The organism is Thermovibrio guaymasensis (genome assembly GCF_003633715.1).
GTDB lineage: Bacteria > Aquificota > Aquificia > Desulfurobacteriales > Desulfurobacteriaceae > Thermovibrio > Thermovibrio guaymasensis.
Map to the genome: position 1 here is coordinate 146,737 of NZ_RBIE01000001.1, position 18,622 is coordinate 165,358.

General features: G+C 43.9%; 23 protein-coding genes and 1 other RNA gene. 11 read left to right on the forward strand and 13 right to left on the reverse strand.

Features of this window, described 5'->3' with window-relative positions; all coding sequences use genetic code 11:
- Window positions 1-64 precede the first annotated feature (64 nt).
- The 4 genes from C7457_RS00845 to C7457_RS00860 all read left to right on the forward strand — a co-directional run bounded on the left by C7457_RS00845 (window position 65) and on the right by C7457_RS00860 (window position 2,133).
- Window positions 65-547 (forward strand): DUF2391 family protein, encoded by a 483-nt coding sequence (locus C7457_RS00845; protein WP_121169527.1) that lies wholly within the window; start codon window positions 65-67, stop codon window positions 545-547.
- Window positions 548-576: 29 nt separating this feature from the next.
- Window positions 577-1,305 carry a 3-oxoacyl-[acyl-carrier-protein] reductase gene (fabG, locus tag C7457_RS00850; protein WP_121169528.1) on the forward strand — a complete coding sequence of 243 codons (729 nt, stop codon included), beginning with the start codon at window positions 577-579 and terminating at the stop codon, window positions 1,303-1,305.
- Window positions 1,306-1,352: 47 nt separating this feature from the next.
- Complete coding sequence (gene acpP / locus C7457_RS00855) at window positions 1,353-1,586, forward strand: acyl carrier protein (protein ID WP_121169529.1); 234 nt, start codon at window positions 1,353-1,355, stop codon at window positions 1,584-1,586.
- Between the two features lie 124 nt (window positions 1,587-1,710).
- A complete protein-coding gene (locus tag C7457_RS00860; protein WP_121169531.1) occupies window positions 1,711-2,133 on the forward strand; it encodes a bacteriohemerythrin in 423 nt (140 codons plus the stop codon).
- Here C7457_RS00860 and C7457_RS00865 read toward each other — a convergent pair.
- On the reverse strand, window positions 2,101-2,478 hold the full coding sequence (locus C7457_RS00865; protein WP_121169532.1) for a holo-ACP synthase: 378 nt from the start codon (window positions 2,476-2,478) through the stop codon (window positions 2,101-2,103). The two genes, C7457_RS00860 and C7457_RS00865, sit on opposite strands and share 33 nt — an antisense overlap.
- A gap of 2 nt (window positions 2,479-2,480) precedes the next feature.
- Window positions 2,481-3,215, reverse strand: coding sequence for a pyridoxine 5'-phosphate synthase (locus C7457_RS00870; RefSeq protein WP_121169534.1), 735 nt, complete (start codon window positions 3,213-3,215; stop codon window positions 2,481-2,483).
- A 38-nt stretch (window positions 3,216-3,253) separates the two neighbouring features.
- Here C7457_RS00870 and C7457_RS00875 point away from each other — a divergent pair, with 38 nt between their 5' ends.
- A complete protein-coding gene (locus tag C7457_RS00875) occupies window positions 3,254-3,583 on the forward strand; it encodes a type IV pilus modification PilV family protein (RefSeq protein ID WP_121169535.1) in 330 nt (109 codons plus the stop codon).
- A complete protein-coding gene (locus tag C7457_RS00880) occupies window positions 3,570-4,118 on the forward strand; it encodes a prepilin-type N-terminal cleavage/methylation domain-containing protein (protein WP_121169536.1) in 549 nt (182 codons plus the stop codon). The genes C7457_RS00875 and C7457_RS00880 overlap by 14 nt, the downstream gene beginning before the upstream one ends.
- On the opposite strand, the gene C7457_RS00885 is transcribed toward C7457_RS00880, so the two are convergent.
- The 4 genes from C7457_RS00885 to C7457_RS00900 all read right to left on the reverse strand — a co-directional run bounded on the left by C7457_RS00885 (window position 4,108) and on the right by C7457_RS00900 (window position 8,297).
- Window positions 4,108-5,058, reverse strand: coding sequence for a ribose-phosphate diphosphokinase (locus C7457_RS00885; RefSeq protein ID WP_121169537.1), 951 nt, complete (start codon window positions 5,056-5,058; stop codon window positions 4,108-4,110). The genes C7457_RS00880 and C7457_RS00885 overlap by 11 nt on opposite strands.
- 11 nt (window positions 5,059-5,069) lie before the next feature.
- A complete protein-coding gene (gene rpe, locus C7457_RS00890; protein ID WP_121169539.1) occupies window positions 5,070-5,732 on the reverse strand; it encodes a ribulose-phosphate 3-epimerase in 663 nt (220 codons plus the stop codon).
- 105 nt (window positions 5,733-5,837) lie between these two features.
- Entirely contained in the window at window positions 5,838-7,955 is a 2,118-nt protein-coding gene (locus C7457_RS00895; protein ID WP_147422175.1) for a cytochrome c3 family protein, read from the reverse strand.
- An 18-nt stretch (window positions 7,956-7,973) separates the two neighbouring features.
- Window positions 7,974-8,297 carry a hypothetical protein gene (locus tag C7457_RS00900; protein ID WP_121169542.1) on the reverse strand — a complete coding sequence of 108 codons (324 nt, stop codon included), beginning with the start codon at window positions 8,295-8,297 and terminating at the stop codon, window positions 7,974-7,976.
- Window positions 8,298-8,476: 179 nt separating this feature from the next.
- On the opposite strand from C7457_RS00900, the gene C7457_RS00905 reads away from it, so the two are divergent.
- Window positions 8,477-8,992: a gamma carbonic anhydrase family protein gene (locus C7457_RS00905; protein WP_121169543.1), complete on the forward strand. Its 516-nt coding sequence runs from the start codon at window positions 8,477-8,479 to the stop codon at window positions 8,990-8,992.
- Between the two features lie 55 nt (window positions 8,993-9,047).
- Window positions 9,048-10,073: a heat-inducible transcriptional repressor HrcA gene (hrcA, locus tag C7457_RS00910; RefSeq protein ID WP_121169544.1), complete on the forward strand. Its 1,026-nt coding sequence runs from the start codon at window positions 9,048-9,050 to the stop codon at window positions 10,071-10,073.
- Here the strand turns inward: hrcA and ffs are convergent.
- The 3 genes from ffs to leuC all read right to left on the reverse strand — a co-directional run bounded on the left by ffs (window position 10,071) and on the right by leuC (window position 12,041).
- Window positions 10,071-10,168: signal recognition particle sRNA small type (gene ffs, locus C7457_RS00915), an RNA gene on the reverse strand. The genes hrcA and ffs overlap by 3 nt on opposite strands.
- Before the next feature lie 35 nt (window positions 10,169-10,203).
- The gene (locus C7457_RS00920) at window positions 10,204-10,767 is read right to left on the reverse strand and encodes a DUF309 domain-containing protein (RefSeq protein WP_121169545.1); all 564 of its coding nucleotides are present in this window, start codon (window positions 10,765-10,767) and stop codon (window positions 10,204-10,206) included.
- Window positions 10,767-12,041: a 3-isopropylmalate dehydratase large subunit gene (gene leuC / locus C7457_RS00925; protein ID WP_121169547.1), complete on the reverse strand. Its 1,275-nt coding sequence runs from the start codon at window positions 12,039-12,041 to the stop codon at window positions 10,767-10,769. Before leuC ends, C7457_RS00920 begins: the two co-directional genes overlap by 1 nt.
- A 94-nt stretch (window positions 12,042-12,135) precedes the next feature.
- Between leuC and nadD the strand changes: the two genes are divergently transcribed.
- The gene (gene nadD, locus C7457_RS00930; RefSeq protein WP_121169548.1) at window positions 12,136-12,762 is read left to right on the forward strand and encodes a nicotinate-nucleotide adenylyltransferase; all 627 of its coding nucleotides are present in this window, start codon (window positions 12,136-12,138) and stop codon (window positions 12,760-12,762) included.
- A gap of 4 nt (window positions 12,763-12,766) precedes the next feature.
- A complete protein-coding gene (locus C7457_RS00935; protein ID WP_170137357.1) occupies window positions 12,767-13,972 on the forward strand; it encodes a phosphoglycerate kinase in 1,206 nt (401 codons plus the stop codon).
- A gap of 8 nt (window positions 13,973-13,980) precedes the next feature.
- Here C7457_RS00935 and C7457_RS00940 read toward each other — a convergent pair whose 3' ends face one another.
- Together C7457_RS00940 and trmFO are read right to left on the reverse strand one after the other, a co-directional pair.
- Window positions 13,981-15,186: a LysM peptidoglycan-binding domain-containing protein gene (locus C7457_RS00940; RefSeq protein WP_121169551.1), complete on the reverse strand. Its 1,206-nt coding sequence runs from the start codon at window positions 15,184-15,186 to the stop codon at window positions 13,981-13,983.
- A complete protein-coding gene (trmFO, locus tag C7457_RS00945; RefSeq protein WP_121169552.1) occupies window positions 15,165-16,475 on the reverse strand; it encodes an FADH(2)-oxidizing methylenetetrahydrofolate--tRNA-(uracil(54)-C(5))-methyltransferase TrmFO in 1,311 nt (436 codons plus the stop codon). The genes C7457_RS00940 and trmFO overlap by 22 nt, the downstream gene beginning before the upstream one ends.
- A 55-nt stretch (window positions 16,476-16,530) precedes the next feature.
- Between trmFO and rfaE2 the strand changes: the two genes are divergently transcribed.
- The gene (gene rfaE2 / locus C7457_RS00950; RefSeq protein ID WP_121169553.1) at window positions 16,531-17,025 is read left to right on the forward strand and encodes a D-glycero-beta-D-manno-heptose 1-phosphate adenylyltransferase; all 495 of its coding nucleotides are present in this window, start codon (window positions 16,531-16,533) and stop codon (window positions 17,023-17,025) included.
- On the opposite strand, the gene C7457_RS00955 is transcribed toward rfaE2, so the two are convergent.
- Window positions 16,989-18,185: an HD domain-containing protein gene (locus tag C7457_RS00955; protein WP_121169555.1), complete on the reverse strand. Its 1,197-nt coding sequence runs from the start codon at window positions 18,183-18,185 to the stop codon at window positions 16,989-16,991. The genes rfaE2 and C7457_RS00955 overlap by 37 nt on opposite strands.
- Entirely contained in the window at window positions 18,172-18,597 is a 426-nt protein-coding gene (locus C7457_RS00960) for a Fur family transcriptional regulator (RefSeq protein ID WP_121169556.1), read from the reverse strand. The genes C7457_RS00955 and C7457_RS00960 overlap by 14 nt, the downstream gene beginning before the upstream one ends.
- Window positions 18,598-18,622 lie beyond the last annotated feature (25 nt).

Sequence of the window (18,622 nt, forward strand, 5' to 3'; positions counted from 1 at the left end):
AGGGAGTATTATTCCCAGTAAATCTTTTTTTCTCATAGTTTTAATTTTACCAGTTGGAGGAAGTTTGGATAAAGAGAGGATTGAAGAAATTGAGAAGGAGCTCCAGGCACTCCAGGAGTCGGTAGTTCAGATTAGGGAGGACTTAAAGGGAAAGAGGGAGGGCTTTCGCTTTAGCGACTTTATTCAGGAGGTTATGGGAGCGACCCTCCTTGCCTTCCCCTTTGCTGCAAACGCCGATATATGGGAGCTCTCTAAAAAGATCTCCTTCCTCCACGTGGTTTTAATTTTAATTCTCATAACGGCTGGTCTTTTCTTTGCAATCAAGTACTCTAACTTGGGAAACTTCAAGGTTCAGCAGGTGGCCGGTTTCCTACCTCTGAGGCTCATTACGATTCTTTCAATATCCCTTTTTGTTTCAGCCCTTTCCCTCCTAGTTCTCGGTGTTTACCCTTCAATAGTTGATAACTTAGGTTGGTTCTTTAAGGCGACCGTCTTGATAACCCTCTTTTCGGTCATGGGAAGTTTCGGCCTTGATGCTGCAAAGTGATAAACTTATTTAAAAAAGGAGGTTCTTTGATGTTTGAGGAGCTAAAGGGAGCGGTTGTTTTAGTAACCGGAGGAACGAGGGGAATAGGGAAAGCAATTGCCCAGAGGTTCAGCGAAGTTGGGGCTACGGTTTACATAACCGGAACGAATCAGGAGAGAACCCTTCAGGTTGCATCTGAACTTGGTGTGAATGGCTTTAAAATGGACGTTACCGATAGGGAAGAAGTTAAAAAGGTCGTTTTTGAAATCCTTGAGAAGGAAGGGAAGATAGACATTCTCGTTAACAACGCAGGGATTACGAGGGATACCCTTTTTATAAGAATGAAGGATGAGGACTGGGACAAGGTTATTGATACAAACCTGAACGGAGTCTACAACGTAACTAGGGCTGTTGTCCCTTACATGGTTAAGAAGAGGAAAGGGGTTATTATAAATATCTCTTCCGTTGTTGGCTTTACGGGAAACGTCGGGCAGGTCAACTACTCTGCCACAAAGTCAGCCCTTATTGGTTTTACGAAGTCCTTGGCTAAAGAGCTTGGAGGAAGGGGTATTAGGGTAAACGCTGTAGCTCCCGGTTACATAACTACTGATATGACGAAGGCTATTCCTGAAAAGGTTAAGTCTGAGCTCCTTAAGTCAATTCCTTTGAGGAGGGAAGGAGAGCCTAGGGAAGTTGCAGATGTAGTCCTCTTTCTATCCTCAAATATGGCTTCTTATATTACCGGTACAACGCTCCACGTTAACGGTGGACTTTTTTAACTCTTTTCTTATAATTCCAGACTGATAAAATCTTAGGGAGGTTAAGGATGGAAAACATTGAACAGAAAGTAAAGGAGATTGTAGCAGATAGACTCGGCGTTGACCCTGACGAAGTTACACCTGAGGCTTCATTTATTGAGGACCTTGGAGCCGATTCCCTTGATACAGTTGAGCTAGTTATGGCTCTTGAGGAAGAGTTTGGAATTGAGATTCCAGATGAGGATGCCGAGAAGATACAGACGGTAGGAGATGCGATAGAGTACATCCAGAAGCACCTCTAAACCGATAATATCCCTTTGCTTTTAAAAGCCCCCTTTAAAGGGGGCTTTTTTATTTGACTTTTGTCACTTTCTTTTTTTTTATTTTCCTATATCTTGAGCTATAGATAATTCTTTTGGAGGAGTAATGGCTTTAATTGAGAAGAGAGTTTTGCCTTTAGTTGACTATCCGGGTATGAACCGGGTACACAAGAGGGAACTTGACTACTTGAATAACCTTTACGATGCAATCGTTTCTGGAGAAGACGATAGAAAGGTTGATGAGCTGCTTGATGAGTTTTTAAGTGATGTGAAGAATCACTTTTCATACGAAGAAGACCTGATGAGGAAGAGCCACTTTTTCGCCTACCCTTGCCATTCAGGGGAACACGAGAGGGTTTTAAGGGAGCTTAAGGATGTTAAGAGGCGCTGGAGAGAGAGTAGGGATAGGGAGTTCCTGAAGAAGTACTTTGAGGAGACTTTTAAAGACTGGATTGTAGAGCACATACAAACTATGGATACTGTAACTGCCCAGTGGTTAAACAGGGTAATGTCTGGTTTCCTCTACTAAATTGACAACGGCAACTGCGTAATCTCTCTCGTGGGATATGGAGAAAAGGAGCTTCAGCCCCCTGCCTTTTAAACCTTCTACCTCAACCTTAAGCTCCTTTCCTCCCCCAAGAACTTTTACTCTTGAAATTGAGGTTCTTAATCCGGCTTGAGATAGGGCTTTAACTGTTGCTTCTTTAAGTGCAAACCTAGCTGCTAAGCACCCTTGGAGCTCCCCCCTCCTCTTCTTAAAGCAGTAATCAACCCCTTCGGGAAAGACCTTCTTTATTAGTCTTTCTCCGTACTTTCTGTGGAGCTCCTCAAACCTCTTAACGGAAACTATGTCAACTCCTACTGCAAGTAGCATCTTTACCCGTTGATTAGCTTTATCATCTTCTCAACTGCCTCTTTAAGTCCGAGGAGGATGGCGTTTGCAACTATTGAGTGGCCTATGTTCAGCTCCTCTATTTCTGGAATTTCTGCGACTTTCCTCACGTTCTTGTAGGTCAATCCGTGGCCTGCGTAAACTTTTAACCCAACCTCTTTTGCCACCTTTGCGGCTCTTTTCAGTCTGTTGAGCTCCTTTTCAATTGCCTCTTCATCGTTCCTTGCAAAGGCCTCTGCGTATGCTCCCGTATGGAGCTCCACTGCATCGGCTCCAACTTCCTTAGCGGCTCTAATTTGCTGGGGTTCGGGGTCTATAAAGATATTTACAGTTATTCCTGCTTCTTTCAGCTCCTTTACTGCCTGTTCAACTCTCTCTTTCTGGTTTACTACGTCAAGTCCCCCCTCAGTTGTAATTTCCTGCCTCTTCTCTGGTACTAGAGTTACCTGGTGAGGTTTGACCTCCTTTGCGATTTTTACCATCTCCTCTGTAACTGCCATTTCAAGGTTTACCCTGCTGTGTATTACTTCCTTTATCATCTTTAAGTCCCTTTCGTTTACGTGACGCCTGTCTTCCCTTACGTGGAGAGTTATCTGGTCGGCTCCGGCAAGGTCTGCTATCACTGCAGCGTGAACGGGGTCTGGTTCAAAAGTTCTTCTTGCGTTCCTGACGGTTGCAACGTGGTCTATGTTTACTCCTAGTCTGATTTTCCTCTTCATCTAAGCCTCCTTTGAGGATATTAGTATAAAATTATCTCATGATCCGTTCAGGTTTTACTCTAATTGAGGTTCTAGTTGCTGTTGCCGTTTTAGGTTTTTCCTTCGGAGCGTTTCTCGTTCTCTCCGGTAGAACCGTTCAATCAACGGATGAACTTTTAAAAACTACTCTCTCAACGGTTGCAGCCCACAACTGTTTAAATGAAGCAGTTTACGGAGGGAAGAACTTTAACGGTAAGAGTGTGGAGCTCTATAACTATAAAATCTCTATCTCTCAGGACTTTGAAGAACTAATGGGTTATAGAGTTGTAAAGCTGGGAGCAGGAACGGAAGATAGGGGAGTCCTCGTTGAGCTCTATGAGGTTAGGTAGAAGAGGTTTTACCTTAGTTGAGCTGCTTATTGCTGTGGCTCTCTCTGCCTTTATCTTAGTCGTTTCCTACAACTTTTTTAACGTTGTTGAGAGCTCCGGGAAGTTTGCCGTTGAGAACAGTAAACTCCAGAGCTCTATACCTCCCTATTTCTACTCTCTCTTAAAGGACTTTGAGTCTGTAAACCAGAGGTACGGGGGCTTTACAGTTAGCAGGGACGTTGACGGCAACCTGAAGTCGGTGGAGTTCTTTACCGAAGACTGCTACTACTTTAAGGGAATCTGCAAGGTAAAGTACTGGCTCTACGAGAGCCCCTCAGGGAAGAAGTTCCTGATAAGGAGTGAATTAAGGATTAATTCAAATTCCCCAAAGGGAATTGAAGTTCCTGTCTCCTTTAACATTAACTCTTTTGAAGTTTACAAGCTGTCTGGAGGTAGCTGGGTCAAGATGAACACAGGTAGGGCGGACCTAATTAAGCTGGTTTTGGGTTTTAAGGGGGGAGGAGAGCTCCCCCTCGTATTTAAAGTTAGAACTTAAACATCTGGCTTATAGATTCACCGTAGTGAATCCTCCTAATTGCCTCAGATATCATCCCTGCAACTGTTAAAACTTTAACTCCTTCAAACTCCTGAGAAAGAGGAATTGTGTCGGTTACTACTATTTCTTTAATGAACCCTTCCTTAACGGCGTTGCTTAACCTCTCAACTGCCGGTCCGGAAAATACTGGATGGGTACATGCGGCATAAACCTCAGTTGCTCCCATCTCCTTAATAACCTTTGCAGCGTTAACTATAGTTCCGGCTGTATCAATTATGTCATCAATTATTACAGCTCTCTTCCCTTTAACTTCACCTATAACGTTCATAACCTCACTTACGTTTGGCCTTGGCCTTCTCTTATCAATTATCGCAATTGGAGAGCTAAGTACTTTTGCAAAGTTCCTTGCCCTTGCAACTCCTCCAATATCGGGAGAGACGACGACTGTATCTTCTCCTCCCATGCCAAGTGAGAGGAAGTAGTCAGTAAGGACAGGCCTTGCTTCAAGGTGGTCAACTGGAATGTCAAAGAACCCTTCAACCTGTTTAGCGTGGAGGTCTATTACTACAACGTGGTTTACTCCAGAGGTCATTATTATGTCGGCAAGGAGCTTTGCGCTTATAGGGTCTCTTGGGTTAACCTTTCTATCCTGTCTTCCGTACGCGTAGTAGGGCAGTACTGCTGTAATCCTTCCTGCTGAAGCCCTTTTAAGGGCATCAGCCAGCAGTAAGAGTTCCATTATGTTGTCGTTTGCAGGTCTGCAGAGTGACTGGATAATGAAGACGTCACAGTCCCTGACGCTTTCATTTATAACTACCTGAGTCTCTCCGTCACTGAACCTACCGACTGTAACGTCGGCAAGGGGAATCCCAAGGTTTGCTGAAACTTTCCTGGCAAGCTCAGGGTTTGCGTTTCCTGTAATGAGCTTTACCTGTTTCATCTCTTCCACTCCTATTCAAACTGGTTTAGTTTTTTAAGGAAGTCCTTAACGTTCCTTTCTGGGTCTCCTTTAAATACTGCCGATCCTGCAACTACTATCCTTGCTCCTGCTTTTAGGATCTTCTCTACGTTTTCAACCTTTATTCCGCCGTCAACCTCAATTATTAGTTTTGGGTTTAACTCTAGAGAGAGCTCCCTCAACTTCTCAATCTTCCTTATAGAGCTCTCAATAAATTTCTGGCCGCCGAATCCCGGGTTAACAGACATTACAAGGACAAAGTCAAGGTAAGGAATAATCTCTTCAAGGGAGGAGATAGGAGTTGAGGGGTTTATAGCTATCCCTGCTTTTGCTCCGAGTTCCTTTATTTGGGAGACTATCCTGTGGTGGTGAACTGCTGCCTCAAAGTGGAAAGAGATCCAGTTTGCTCCAGCCTCAATGAATCGGGGAATGTACTTTTCAGGTTCTACTATCATAAGGTGAACGTCAAGAGGAAGTCGGGTTTTCCCTCTAATGGATTCAACGACTGGGATTCCAACAGTTATATTTGGAACGAATCTACCGTCCATAACGTCAACGTGAAGGAGATGGGCTCCAGCTTCTTCAACCTTCCTAATTTCAGATTCAAGGTTTCCAAAGTCTGCAGAGAGGATAGAAGGAGCAAGGAGAGGTTTCATCCAAATTCCTCCAAAGTGGCTTGGCTAATTGTATCAGAGGATTTAGAGGAAATAAAAAAGGAGGGGGAAGGTCCCCCTCCTTACGGTTAATTTGCTCGGTGAATACTAAGACCTTTTTCTCCTCAAGAGTGCTAAAGGAGAGACGGCTATGAGGAACGATAGTAGGCCGGCACTTCCTCCAGATGCAGCCATTGAGCATCCGCCGCCACCACCTCCTCCTGAAGTTTCAGAGGTGGTTCCCTCCTGGGAAGTTGTTTGGCCCGTTTCTGTTGTTGTTGTTGTTTCACTTTCAGGTGATGGGTATCCGGCTTTAACCAACTCTTCCTGAACGAGGTTTGCGTACTCAAGTTCTGTTGGAGCTCTATCAACTTTCTTATCAAAGTAGGGTTGACCTTCAATTTCAGACAGGTCAAAGTAGAGTGGGGTTTTCTGTGTAAAGATTGGACCTGTTAGAACACCGTCCCTGCTGCCTCCGTGACAGTCTGCGCAGTCTAAGGCTTCAGATGCGTACTTGATGTTGTGACTCATTCCGAAAGCATCGGCAGTAGCTACGACCTTTACTTCAACGTCACTCTTTCCTGTTGCACTTGAAATGATCTTCTTCAGCGTGTTGATTGCAGCCTCAACTTCTACTTTCGTGTTGATTTCGGGGTCACCGTCAGGAGATCCAGAAAGTCCTGTATCGTCGGTAATCTGAACGTCCACTCCTTCATCGTACTGGCCGTTAAGGTTAACGTCAATGTAGTTAGGTACGGCTCTCCACAGTACCCATTTCCCACTAATGATGTCTGAATCGTTAGCTATAATTCCCCCTTTAACTGCTTTCATACTAAGAATCTTGATAGGTTTTCCTGTTTGTGGATCAATTGCACCATTGATTCTTCTTGGTTTTCCAGTGCTTGGGTCAAGTTCAACTTTAAGGTATTTGGTTGGTAAGTTCCAATCAAGCTTAAAGGCCTTTTTAAGGTAGCGTGCAAAAACAGGTTTAAACTCTCCTGAGGAATTGTCTTCAAAAAGTAGAACACCCATAGCGTTTGCAGGCTTATACTTCCATTTAACTTCTCCAGTTTTGAAGTCCCTTTCTGGGAATAGTGCAATATCTATGGATTTGCCGTTAGCTGGGTCTCCGTAAAGGTATCCGTGCTTATCAAGGTCTACAACTTTATTATTTGTAGTTCCATCGAAAACGAATAGGGGAAGTGTCCAGTCAACGAGTTTTACCCTGTAAAAGTACTTTTTAGCAATGTGGCACGTTGTGCAGGCAACCTTTTCGAGGTGTACGTCTGTATAGCTTGAAGGCCCAAAGACTCCCTCGTGAATTGTCTTAGCATTGTGGCACTTTGTACAGGTTAAACTACCTGCAAGCTGACTCCACATTACTCCAAAGGCCGGACCAGCATTTCCCTTTGCAAAGTCGTGGGAAGGTGTAAGGGTGTTTGATGAAGGGAAGTAGCCACTTCCAATGTACTCGTGAGGAACTGAGGAGTGACAGTCTACACACCCTACTCCGTTCAATTTGTGAACGTCGTAGTTCTTACTTCCTTCACTAAACTGCCAGACAAGGGCTTCTTTCATTCCGTCGGGATGCTTGAACTTATATTGATCTTTTGCTGCTTTGACGAAGTCAAGGGGAGTAATCTTTCCATCATTATCAAAGTCTTCAAACTGAAATACGCCATGACAGTGACCGCAGGCATTGTCACTCTTGCCTACGATGTTAGAACCTATAAAGTTATTGTCCGAATCAAAAAGTGAAAGATCGTATTCTATTTCTCCAGTTTCTTTGTTAATGCTTCCAAGTAAACCACCTGCTGTGTCAATTGCTGCGAAATATTTTTTATTAAATAGTTTACCTTTTAAGGTTTTTCTGTACATGTAAGTTCCGGTTGCTGCAGTATCTATCCCATTTTCAAGAGCTTTCCTAGAGTGGCAATAAAAACAGGTAGGTGGTGCTGTATTGTTAATTTTTCGCTTATTTATTTCTAAAGTCCATTCAAAAGGAACGAACTTTCCGGTTGATTTATCAAGAACAGCGTAGTCCCCTAAGATTTTGCCTGCGTCAAACTCAGACTGAAGTTCAAATAGGCTTTTTTCGTACAGGAAGTTATCCTGCCTATCCTTTTCCATAGGGCCGCCACCTGGATGGCATATACCGCACTTTCCGGCGTACTCTGGTGTTGTAAGGTCAACGAGTCCGGGGTTTGTTTCTACCTCTGGCGCCAACTGGCGGTATGCAGGTGGTCAGAGCTTTCCGTACATACCTTTGTCAAGGTTTGTTAACTCCTCAGGAAGGCCGTTTGTAAACTGCTGGTCTCCGTATTTTTCGTAGTACTTTTTGTAGACCTCTTTAGAGAGGATTGCCAGTCTTCCCTGTTGGAAGTGGTAGGCTGTGGCTATAAAGTCTACATCGTGGCATCCGCTACAGCTCTTCCTTACGTCTACCGGTAGTTTGCTTTCAGTTACCGGGTTTCCAAACTGGTCTTTTAAGGTTATGTCTGGGTGACCAAAGGCATTTAAGGACGTTAGTAGTATAAAGCCGAGGGCCACCTTCAGGTAGCTTCTCATCTTCCCCTCCTTACGCTTGAGATTTTATTTCAGTTTATCAAAAATTTACAAATCAATCAATATAGGATTTTATAAGATTATATTTGCGAATAAGGAAATTTTTATTCAGTCACTGTGCATCAAATAAGAATACTCTTAAATTGTTAAAATTCTTAAATCACATTGCTTTGGAGGTGGGGATGGTTAAGGCTTTTAAGAACCTAGAGCCTAAGGTCGGAGAGAGGGTCTTTATAGCTGAGAACGCTACCGTAATTGGTGACGTTGAAATAGGAGACGATAGCTCAATCTGGTTTGGAGCTATTTTGAGGGGAGACGTTAACTACATAAAGGTGGGAAAGTGTACTTCCATTCAGGATGGAAGCGTTGTTCACGTTACCCGAAATACCCACCCAACAGTTATCGGTTCTTACGTTACCGTTGGCCATTCTGTTAAGCTCCACGGGTGTACAGTTAAGGATAACTGTTTAATAGGGATTGGAGCGATTATTCTTGATGGTGCCGTTATAAATGAGAACTCAATAGTTGCGGCTGGGACTTTGGTTCCTCCAGGTAAGGAGTTTCCTCCTGGGTCCCTCATTATGGGCTTTCCAGCGGTGGTTAAGAGGGAGTTAACTCCTGAGGAAATTGAAGGTCTAAAGGAACATGCTTTAAGGTACGTTAAGTATAAGGACGAGTACCTATCACTTGGATTTTAAACTCTATATTTAATGGTGAAAACCTTATTTGTTAATTTTAGAGATGGGAGAAGTTTTGAAGGAGAAGTTATCAGAGAGGGAAAGGGATATACTGCTGAAAATTACTGAGCTTTACATAAAGGAAGGAGAGCCTGTTGGTTCAAGAACTCTTCAAAAGACTTACGGTCTGCCCTTTAGTCCAGCAACTATTCGGAACGTTATGGCAGACCTAGAGGATAAAGGTTACCTCTATCAGCCCCACACTTCAGCAGGTAGAGTTCCCACTGATGAAGGGTTAAAGGTTTACATAAACAGTCTTTTCTTTGCCCTTGGAAGTAGGGACGAAACTTTGGTTGGTAGGCTTATTGATTACTTACAGAGTGAAAGAGTTCTTGATAGGGATGAAATTCTTTCAAGGGTCCTTGACTTCCTTCAGTCCCTTACCGGCTACGTTGGTTTTGGAATTAACTTGGTTGAGAACTTAACAGTTGAGTCAATTACGCTGGTTAAAGTTTCTTCAGATAGGGTATTAATGGTTATCAACTTTAAGCCTGATTACGTTCTTCACAAAGTGATAAGGGCTTCAATTCCTGAGGGAGAACTTCAACGTTTAAGTCGGACCCTAACTCAGAAGTTTAGAGGTAAAAGCTTAAACGAGGTAAAGAAGGAGTTGGTTGAGGAGATTGATACCTTAAGGAGAGAGATTACGGAGATTTCATTTAAACTTAACACTGAGATCTTAAAGAGCTTAAATGAAGTTAATCACCTTGAGATCCATGGAACGGCAAACCTAGTTGATATAGTTTCAGATGACGTAAAGAAGATGAAAGAGATATTGGAGATCCTTGAGGAGAAAACCCTCTTCCTTGAGATTCTAAAGAAGTTTTTAGGTGAAAGAAGGGACATTTCTGTAATTCTTGGCTCTGAGACGAACATTGAGCCTTTTTCCACTTTTAGCTTCGTTTTAGGTAAGTACAGGGTGGGGTTTAGAAACAGCGGAGTTGTGGGGATAATAGGTCCTAAGAGGATGGACTACTCTCAGGTTATTCCTATAGTTGAGAACGTTGCAAGGGCTCTTTCAATAATCCTTGAAAAAAGGTAAAGCCGGAGCCTTACTGCACACGCCCTTCAGGCTTACCGTTGCTCCCTTCCGGGCCTGGCGGGGTTCACCCTCCGGGCGTTGCAGAGACCCCGGCGTATATAAATTTACGCCTCTACTGGGATTGTGCAACTTATAGGTTAACTTTTTCTTGAGTTTCTATTGCCCTTTTAAGCTCTTCTTTAAGTCTATTAACGTCTATACCGAAAACGGCTTCACTGTAGCTATCCAAAAGCTGAAGAGCGTTTTCAAGGAGGAGTTGGAATCCCCTAAAGTTGAAGTTTTCAAGGTGGTAGTATGCAACTCCTATCTGTATAAGGGCCTGAAGGAAATCCCTGTACTTTCCAAACTCCCCCATCCAGATTTCTTCTAAAATCTCGTGAACTTCAAAGTAGAAGCCTTCTTCAAAGAGCAGTTTTGCAGTTTCTACTGTTTTCCTAATGTCCTCTTGGGTTGGCTCAACGTTTTCTGGTAATCTTTCGAGGAACTTCTTGTAGGAGAGGACTTTTCGCTTTATGTACTCTTTAGTAAAGGAGTCTTCCTCTTTTAGGTTAACGTTAATGTTGGGAATCAAAGAGGAGCCGGAGAGGACGGAGTTTATGACCTCTTCCAGCTCCTTTAAACTAGCTTCATCCTTTTCCCTTAAGTAGTCGCAGAGCTTGTGTGCAAACCAGTTCCTGATTTCAAATATGTCCATTAATTTCCTTCTCCAACAACTTCATCAGGATGGGCAATCCTTCCAAGTACCGCTGAGGCTGCTGCAACTGCCGGTGAGGCAAGGTATACTTCGCTTTCTGGGTGTCCCATCCTTCCTACAAAGTTCCTGTTTGTAGTTGCTACTGCTCTTTCTCCCTTTGCGAGGATTCCCATGTGGCCCCCAAGGCACGGTCCACAGGTTGGTGTTGAAACTACGCACTCAGCTTCAAGGAATATGTCAATCAATCCTTCCTTAAGAGCCTGTCTGTAGATTTCCTGTGTTGCAGGAATTACTATACACCTTACATTCGGGTTGACCTTTTTACCCTTAAGGATTTGAGCTGCAATCCTTAGGTCGCTAATCCTACCGTTTGTACAGGAACCGATCACAACCTGATCAATGGTTACGTGGGTTGCTTCAGTTACAGGCCTTGTGTTTGATGGAAGGAATGGGAATGCAACCTGAGGTTCAATTTTTGAGACGTCTATCTCGTAAACCTCTGAGTACTCTGCATCTGGATCGGATTTGTAGAGTTTGTAAGGTCTCTTAGCTCTTCCTTTAACGTACTCAAGAGTTTTTTCGTCCGGTTCAATTATTCCGTTCTTTGCTCCGGCTTCAATTGCCATGTTGCAGATTGTGAAGCGGTCGTCCATTGGGAGCTCCCTTATAGCTTCACCTGTGTGTTCCATAGTTTTGTAGAGAGCTCCATCAACTCCTATCATTCCAATTACGTAGAGGATGATATCCTTTCCGCCTACCCACCTCTGACGCTTTCCGTAGTAGATGAACTTCATCTGCTCGGGAACTTTAAACCAAACTTCTCCCGTTAGCCATGCGTAGGCCATATCTGTTGAACCAACTCCTGTTGAAAATGCTCCGAGAGCTCCGTAGGTGCACGTGTGGGAGTCGGCTCCGATTACAACGTCTCCGGGAACTACAACTCCCTGTTCAGGTAGGAGGGCGTGTTCAATACCTACCCTTCCCTCAGGCCAGAAGTGTTTAATTTTGTACTCTTTGGCAAACTCCCTCATCATTTTAACTTGCTCTGCGGCCTTTATGTCCTTGGCAGGTACAAAGTGGTCTGGAACGAGGGCTATTCTCTCCCTATCCCAAACGTCCTTAACTCCGAGTTCCTTAACCCTTTTAATTGCGATTGGAGCTGTAACGTCGTTTGCAAGAGCGATGTCTACCTTACACATAATTAACTCGCCGGGGTAAACCTCTTCCTTTCCTGCGTGCTCAGCTAGTATCTTCTGAGTTATCGTCATTCCCATCTCTTACTCCTTGATACTAAGTTGGTTTTAGGGCTGAAATTATAGCAACGGCTAGGTAGTTTCAAATAAAATTGGATCAGTCAAGGAGGAAGGTTTGAGAGCTCTCTTTGGAGGAAGTTTCAATCCGGTTCACGTGGGCCACCTAATCTTGGCAAGGGACGTCCTTGAGGACTTTAAGCTTGATGAGGTCATCTTTGTTCCGGCCAACCTACAGCCTTTAAAGGGGGAACTCTCAATCCCTCCCGAAGTCCGCCTTGAAGCTTTAAAGGCTGCTGTCTCTTTAGAGCCCAGGTTTAGGGTTTGGGATTACGAGATTAGGAAGGGAGGAGTTTCATACACGTATCAAACCCTTCAGGCTTTCTGGGAACTTTACGGCGAAAAGCCCTTCTTCGTAATGGGAGTAGATTCCTTTAACACTCTTCCCCTCTGGAAAGAGCCCTTAAGGATCCTTGAGCTTGCCGATTTAATAGTTCTATCCCGTCCCGGGTTTACTCCGGAGGTTGAAAGGGTAAAGGAGGAACTTGGAGTTAACTTTACGGTAGGCCGTTTTAAAAGGGGTAAGGTAAAAGGGGAGCTCCCACAGGTTTCAATTTACGAGGGAAGGCTAATTGAGGTAAGTTCAACTGAGGTTAGGAAAAGGTTAAAATCGGGCTTACCAATTTCCTACTTAGTTCCTGAAAGGGTTAATGAAATACTCAGGAGGTGGAGAGATGCCACTTAAAAAGATGTTTAACAAAATGACTTTAAGGGATATTCCTCCTTCCGACCTTAAGGGCAAAAGAGTTTTTGTTAGAGTTGACTTTAACGTTCCAATTGAGAACGGAGTGATTTTAAACGATAAGAGGATAAGGGAGGCCCTTCCAACTGTTAACTACTTGATGGATCACGGGGCAAGGGTGGTTTTATGTTCACACCTTGATAGGCCGAAGGGTTGGGATCCAAAGTTATCTTTAAAACCTGTTGCCGAGAGGCTGTCCCGCCTTCTTGAGAAAGAAGTGAAGTTCATTCCGGACTGTGTCGGCGAGGAAGTTGAGTGGGAGGTCAATAACCTTAAAGAAGGTGAGGTTGCCCTCCTTGAGAACGTAAGGTTTTACCCTGAGGAGACAAAGAATGATCCGGAGTTTGCTGAGAAGTTGGCAAGGCTTGCAGATATATACGTAAACGATGCCTTTGGAACTGCCCACAGGAAGCACGCTTCAACTTACGGAATCGCAAAGTTCGTTAAAGTTGCCGTTGCCGGTTTTCTCCTTGAGAAGGAGATTAAGTACCTCCAAAAGGCCCTTGACAACCCTGAAAGGCCTTTAGTCCTGATAATAGGAGGTTCAAAAGTTTCTGGTAAGTTGGAGGTGATAGAGAACCTCCTGAAGATAGTTGACAAGATGTTAATCGGCGGTGGGATGGCCTACACCTTTTTGAAGGCTGCCGGTTATAGCGTTGGAAAGTCTTTGGTTGAGGATGAGCTTTTGGATACTGCTAGGAGGATTATGGAGGAGGCTGATAGGAAAGGAGTTAAGTTCTACGTTCCCGTTGATAGTAATAACGCAGATGAGTTCTCTCCAACTGCCCATACAAAACTCACGACCTATAAGGAAATTCCAGAGGATATGATGGGCCTTGATATTGGACCTGCTACCGTGGAGCTCTTTAAGGAGGCAATGGCCGATGCTAAAACGATTCTCTGGAACGGCCCTATGGGAGTTTATGAATTTGAGAAGTTTAGGGTTGGAACTCTTGAAGTTGCAAAGGCTATTGCCGATAAAACAGATGCTTTAAGGATAGTTGGCGGTGGAGATAGCGTTGCTGCAATTGAGGAACTCGGCCTTGAGCATAAGTTTGACCACGTCTCAACTGGCGGTGGTGCATTTTTACAGTTCCTCGCAGGTAAGGAACTGCCGGGAGTAATGGCCCTTAACGATAAGCCCTCCCAGTAAGGGAGGGTTTAATAGACTATAACGTTGACTCCCCTTGAAACCAGGTAAGGTATTTCTTCAGGTTTATCTACCGAGTCTATTAAGAACCAGTCTTCCTTAGGAGTTGAGACTAAAAGACCCTCTATTCTAAAGGTTGACCTTTTCCCCTTTGATAGTGGAGGTTCGTAGAGGATAAGGTTTAGTTCTTTGTTTGCAAAGGGAACTAGCGTTAAGATGTTCTGAATATCTTGGAGAAAGTTCCCGCTTAGAACTACAACCTTGTTTCCTTGGAGCTCCAACTTTACCTTTTCCTCAGGGTCTATAAAGTCGTAGACTACGTAGAGGTTTAAACCGGGAAAGAAGAGACCTTCTTCCTTTTCAATTCCCCTTTTTCCAGTTAAGATCTTCATTACGGCGTTTATTTTCTCTATTCCCTTTCCCTTTACAATCTTTAGCTTTCCGTTCCCCTCATCTGTGTCAAGCTTCCTGTAGGGAGGTTGTATTACGGCTATTCCGTAGGCATTTAGGATTTTTTCTAAGGCCGGAGGGGTGTCGGCTTCCCTGTTTATAACGGTTCTCTGTCCGGTAAACTTGTTGTAGCCCATAAAGTCGTACTTGTAGATCAGTATATCTTTCTCTCCCAGGATTAGTTCTCCGTTTTTTGTTATGGACGAGAAGTTTTCAGAGAGGACTTTATCTATAAGTTTTTCAAGTTCTTTCCTCCCTACAACTGTGAAACCTGCAGATTCAAGGCTTCTTTTCATTTTACTGCCGATTTGTCCTGATAGGTCAACAATAAACCTCTTTCCGTTAGTCTCAATGATAGGAGTTTTCCTCAAATTTACCTTTCCGTAGTCTGTAAATAGGATTCCGTTATCCTTTACTACCGTTCCAATAGTCTTGAGGAACTTAAAGTCCTTCTCTGATGGGTGAACTTTCCTTGTTTTCTCTTTCTTTTTGAGCTCCCCTTCAGCAGGGAGTTTTAACTTCTGACCGACGTATATCAGGTTAGGGCTTTTTAGCTTGTTAACCTTTACTATCTCGTATAGAAAGCCCCTAGGAATTTTAAACTTTTTCATAATCTTGAGGAGGGTATCACCTCTTTTTACTTTGTAAACGAAGAAACGGGGCTTCTCTAGTTTAAGTTCCCTCTCTTTAACTACGTCTATTTGGTAGACTGCACCGTAGGATGGAAGGGTAAACAGAAGAAAGCTTATGAGAGCCCTTTTAACCATTTCTCCATATCCCTCAACGCTCTTTCAGATAAATACTTTCTCCTGTTAAGTTTACCTTTAATTCTCCTCTCCGGTGGAGGTAGGAGACCGAAGTTTGCGTTCATAGGTTGGAAGTGTTTTGGATCGGCGCTCGTTATGTACTTAAGGAGAGCTCCAACCATTGTAGTTTCAGGAGGGTATACCGGTTCTTTTCCCTCTAAAAGCCTTGATGCGTTTAGCCCTGCAATTATACCCGTTGCGGCTGATTCAGGGTATCCCTCAACTCCCGTTATCTGACCTGCAAAGAGGACCCTTGGGTTTTTCTTTAACTGAAGGGTCCTCTTTAGGAGAACCGGAGACTTTATAAAGGTATTCCTGTGAATGCTTCCGTACCTTGCAAACTCTGCATTTTCAAGTCCGGGAATTAACCTGAAAACCCTCTTCTGCTCCGGGTACTTTAGTTTTGTTTGAAAACCTACCAGGTTTAGGAGAGTTCCTTCTCTATTCTCTTTCCTCAGCTGGACGACTGCGTAGGGCTGTTTCCCTGTTCTTGGGTCAATTAGTCCAACAGGCCTTAAAGGGCCAAAGAGGAGGGTTTCCTTTCCCCTCTCTGCCATCTCCTCTATAGGCATACACCCTTCAAAGTAGCATGCCTTTTCAAAGTCTTTCAGGGGAACTTTTTCGGCTTCCATCAGTGCTCTGTAGAACCTATCGTACTCTTCCTCTGTCATGGGACAGTTAAGGTAATCATCTCCTCCTTTACCCCACCTTGAGCCCCAGAAGCACTTTGAGTAGTCTATGGTATCTGCGTAGACTATCGGAGAGATTGCGTCGTAGAAGGAGAGTTCCTCCTGACCTAAGTACTCCCTTAGGTATTTTGAGAATTCATTGGAGGTTAGAGGTCCTGTAGCTACCACTGTTATTCCTTCCTCTGGAATCTCTTTAACCTCTTCCCTTATTACCTCAATGTTAGGGTGGTTCTCTATTTTCTCGGTTATGTAGTCTGCAAACTTTTCCCTATCAACTGCTAGAGCTCCTCCTGCAGGAACGCTGGTTCTCTTAGCTGCATCAATAATGAGGGATCCTAGGAGCTCCATCTCCTTCTTAAGGAGTCCCCTTGGAGTTGTTATATCAATTCCTCCGAGGGTGTTGGAACAGACTAGCTCTGCCAGTTTATCTGTTTTATGTGCAGGGGTGTTCTTTTTAGGCCTCATTTCAAAGAGTCTAACTTTGTGGCCTCTCTCCGCTGCCTTCCACGCCGCTTCAACTCCCGCAAGTCCTCCGCCTATTACGTTAATAACTTCTGCCATTTTCCTCTCCGTAAAATAAATTCTCTAAACAAATCTTATTCCCGTGGAGGGTGATTTGGTTAGGGTTTTAAGAAATTTAGACCAGCTTAAAGGCCTTGTTGAGGAGCTCCGCTTAAAGGGTAAGAAGATAGTCTTTACAAACGGCTGTTTTGACGTACTTCACGCAGGCCATGCAGACTACCTTGAAAGGGCTAAGAGTTTTGGTGATTTCCTTATAGTTGGTATGAACAGCGATAGCTCAATCAGGAAAATTAAGGGGGAAAAGAGGCCTATAGTTCCTGAAGATATGAGGGCAAAGCTTCTATCATCCTTAAAGCCTGTTGACCTTGTCTTCATATTTGAAGAGGAAACCCCCATTGAAGTTATAAAGGCTGTAAGACCTGACGTTTTGGTTAAGGGAGCCGACTGGCCTATTGAGAAGATCGTAGGCAGGGAGTTTGCAGGGAGAGTTGAGAGGATTCCCTTTAACTACCAGATATCAACTACTAAGATAGTTGAAAGGATAGTTGAGCTTTACTGTTCCAAAACTTCCGGAGGAACGACTGCATAGGTCTTTGAAACTTTCCTTGAAAGGGCCTTTACTGCATCTGTTGGGGCAACCGATGAGAGCTCCTCAATTCTCCCCTCAACCTTTACCTTTATAACGTCCTTTCCGTCGGGTGAGTAGTAGGAGTAGGCTACCTTTGAAGGTTCAACGACCTCAAAGTAGTACTCAGGGTTAAATCCCAGCTTCTCTACTCTTTCTCTAAGCTCAATTAAAAGCGTAGGACTAACTTCAACTGTCCTAAATAGTTTCCTCTTTACGAACCTCCAACAGAGGTCTTTCAGTATAGGGTCTTTCCAGTCCTTTAGCTCATAAATTGCACATATGAGGTGGCCATCTGTTAGGTTGAAGAAGTCCTCTTTACTTCCCTCCTTGAGGGTCCTCTTAAGGTGACCGTTTACTGGAAGTTCTTCCCCGTTTAGAAGGAGCTCCTTTACCCTCTTTACTACCTTCTGAAGGAGGACCTGGGCTGAGAGGTTTCCCTTGTGGAAGTAAACAGCCCAGTACATCTGATATCTTGACATTACGTAAGCTTCAAGGGCGTTAAAGCCCTTTATGCTCCAAACTAGTTCTCCATTTTCAAGGAGTCCTGAGATTAAGATCCTGTTGTAGTCAATTCTCCCAAAGGCTGCACCTGTGTAGAAACTGTCCCTCCTGAGGTAGTCAAGCCTGTCACAGTCAAGCTGGCTTGATACCAGCTGGTAGGTAAAGGGAAGGGAGTGTTCTTTCTTTAGAATTTTTACCACCTCTTCAACAACTTCTTTCTCTAAGTTTTCCTCTTCTTTGAGGGTTTTAATACCGTAAACTGTTAGCTCTTCATGATTTTGTGGGAGAATGAACCCTTCAAGGGCGTGGGAAAAGGGGGAGTGACCTACGTCGTGAAGAAGGGCTGAAAGCCTAACTGCTTCTTTTACTTCACTCTCTACCTTAAAACCGTTAAGTTCAAGGTAGTAAAGGGCTTTATCTACAAGCCACGTAACCCCTAGAGAGTGCTGAAACCTTGTGTGTTCAGCTCCCGGGTAAACTAAGTAGCAGGGCCCAAGCTGCCTTATATACCTGAGCCTTTGAAGGAACCTACTTGATATTACCCTGTCAAGGAGAGATCCCCTCTTAATGGGGATAAACTCCTCGTAGACTGGGTCCATAAAGAGTCTATGTCCCTTCAACTTTACACTCTCTACATATGCCGTAGCACATTAATGTACAGTTTAGGGGTTCTCCCACCACTTCAATTTTACTCCTGTCAACTTCAGGGACTATTTCAAGGTCAAATATCCTTCCACACTTAACGCATATAAAGTGACTGTGGGGTTCAACTTTTGCGTCGTACCTTACCTTATCCTTTAAGGTTGGAACTCTCTGGACGAGGCCTGCCTTTTCAAGGCTTGCAAGGGTTCTGTATACCGTAGTGAGTGATATTCCCTCTATTTTCTCCTTTAAGTTCTCGTAGAGCTCCTCGGCGCTTGGGTGGTCGTGCCTTGAAACGATTTCCCTGTATACTGCCAACCTCTGAGGAGTAACCTTTAATCCGGTTTCCCTGGCCTTCCTCTTAAACTCCTCAATTCTATCCTTAACCATTCGTTTCTCCTTCAGTAAAATAATT

Excerpts from the sequence above, each read along its gene's own strand:
- fabG (WP_121169528.1), top strand. The coding sequence starts at position 577 with ATGTTTGAGGAGCTAAAGGGAGCGGTTGTTTTAGTAACCGGAGGAACG.
- acpP (WP_121169529.1), top strand. The coding sequence starts at position 1,353 with ATGGAAAACATTGAACAGAAAGTAAAGGAGATTGTAGCAGATAGACTC.
- C7457_RS00860 (WP_121169531.1), top strand. The coding sequence starts at position 1,711 with ATGGCTTTAATTGAGAAGAGAGTTTTGCCTTTAGTTGACTATCCGGGT.
- C7457_RS00865 (WP_121169532.1), bottom strand. The coding sequence starts at position 2,478 with ATGCTACTTGCAGTAGGAGTTGACATAGTTTCCGTTAAGAGGTTTGAG.
- C7457_RS00870 (WP_121169534.1), bottom strand. The coding sequence starts at position 3,215 with ATGAAGAGGAAAATCAGACTAGGAGTAAACATAGACCACGTTGCAACC.
- C7457_RS00875 (WP_121169535.1), top strand. The coding sequence starts at position 3,254 with ATGATCCGTTCAGGTTTTACTCTAATTGAGGTTCTAGTTGCTGTTGCC.
- C7457_RS00880 (WP_121169536.1), top strand. The coding sequence starts at position 3,570 with ATGAGGTTAGGTAGAAGAGGTTTTACCTTAGTTGAGCTGCTTATTGCT.
- C7457_RS00885 (WP_121169537.1), bottom strand. The coding sequence starts at position 5,058 with ATGAAACAGGTAAAGCTCATTACAGGAAACGCAAACCCTGAGCTTGCC.
- rpe (WP_121169539.1), bottom strand. The coding sequence starts at position 5,732 with ATGAAACCTCTCCTTGCTCCTTCTATCCTCTCTGCAGACTTTGGAAAC.
- C7457_RS00900 (WP_121169542.1), bottom strand. The coding sequence starts at position 8,297 with ATGAGAAGCTACCTGAAGGTGGCCCTCGGCTTTATACTACTAACGTCC.
- C7457_RS00905 (WP_121169543.1), top strand. The coding sequence starts at position 8,477 with ATGGTTAAGGCTTTTAAGAACCTAGAGCCTAAGGTCGGAGAGAGGGTC.
- C7457_RS00920 (WP_121169545.1), bottom strand. The coding sequence starts at position 10,767 with ATGGACATATTTGAAATCAGGAACTGGTTTGCACACAAGCTCTGCGAC.
- leuC (WP_121169547.1), bottom strand. The coding sequence starts at position 12,041 with ATGGGAATGACGATAACTCAGAAGATACTAGCTGAGCACGCAGGAAAG.
- C7457_RS00935 (WP_170137357.1), top strand. The coding sequence starts at position 12,767 with ATGTTTAACAAAATGACTTTAAGGGATATTCCTCCTTCCGACCTTAAG.
- C7457_RS00940 (WP_121169551.1), bottom strand. The coding sequence starts at position 15,186 with ATGGTTAAAAGGGCTCTCATAAGCTTTCTTCTGTTTACCCTTCCATCC.
- trmFO (WP_121169552.1), bottom strand. The coding sequence starts at position 16,475 with ATGGCAGAAGTTATTAACGTAATAGGCGGAGGACTTGCGGGAGTTGAA.
- C7457_RS00960 (WP_121169556.1), bottom strand. The coding sequence starts at position 18,597 with ATGGTTAAGGATAGAATTGAGGAGTTTAAGAGGAAGGCCAGGGAAACC.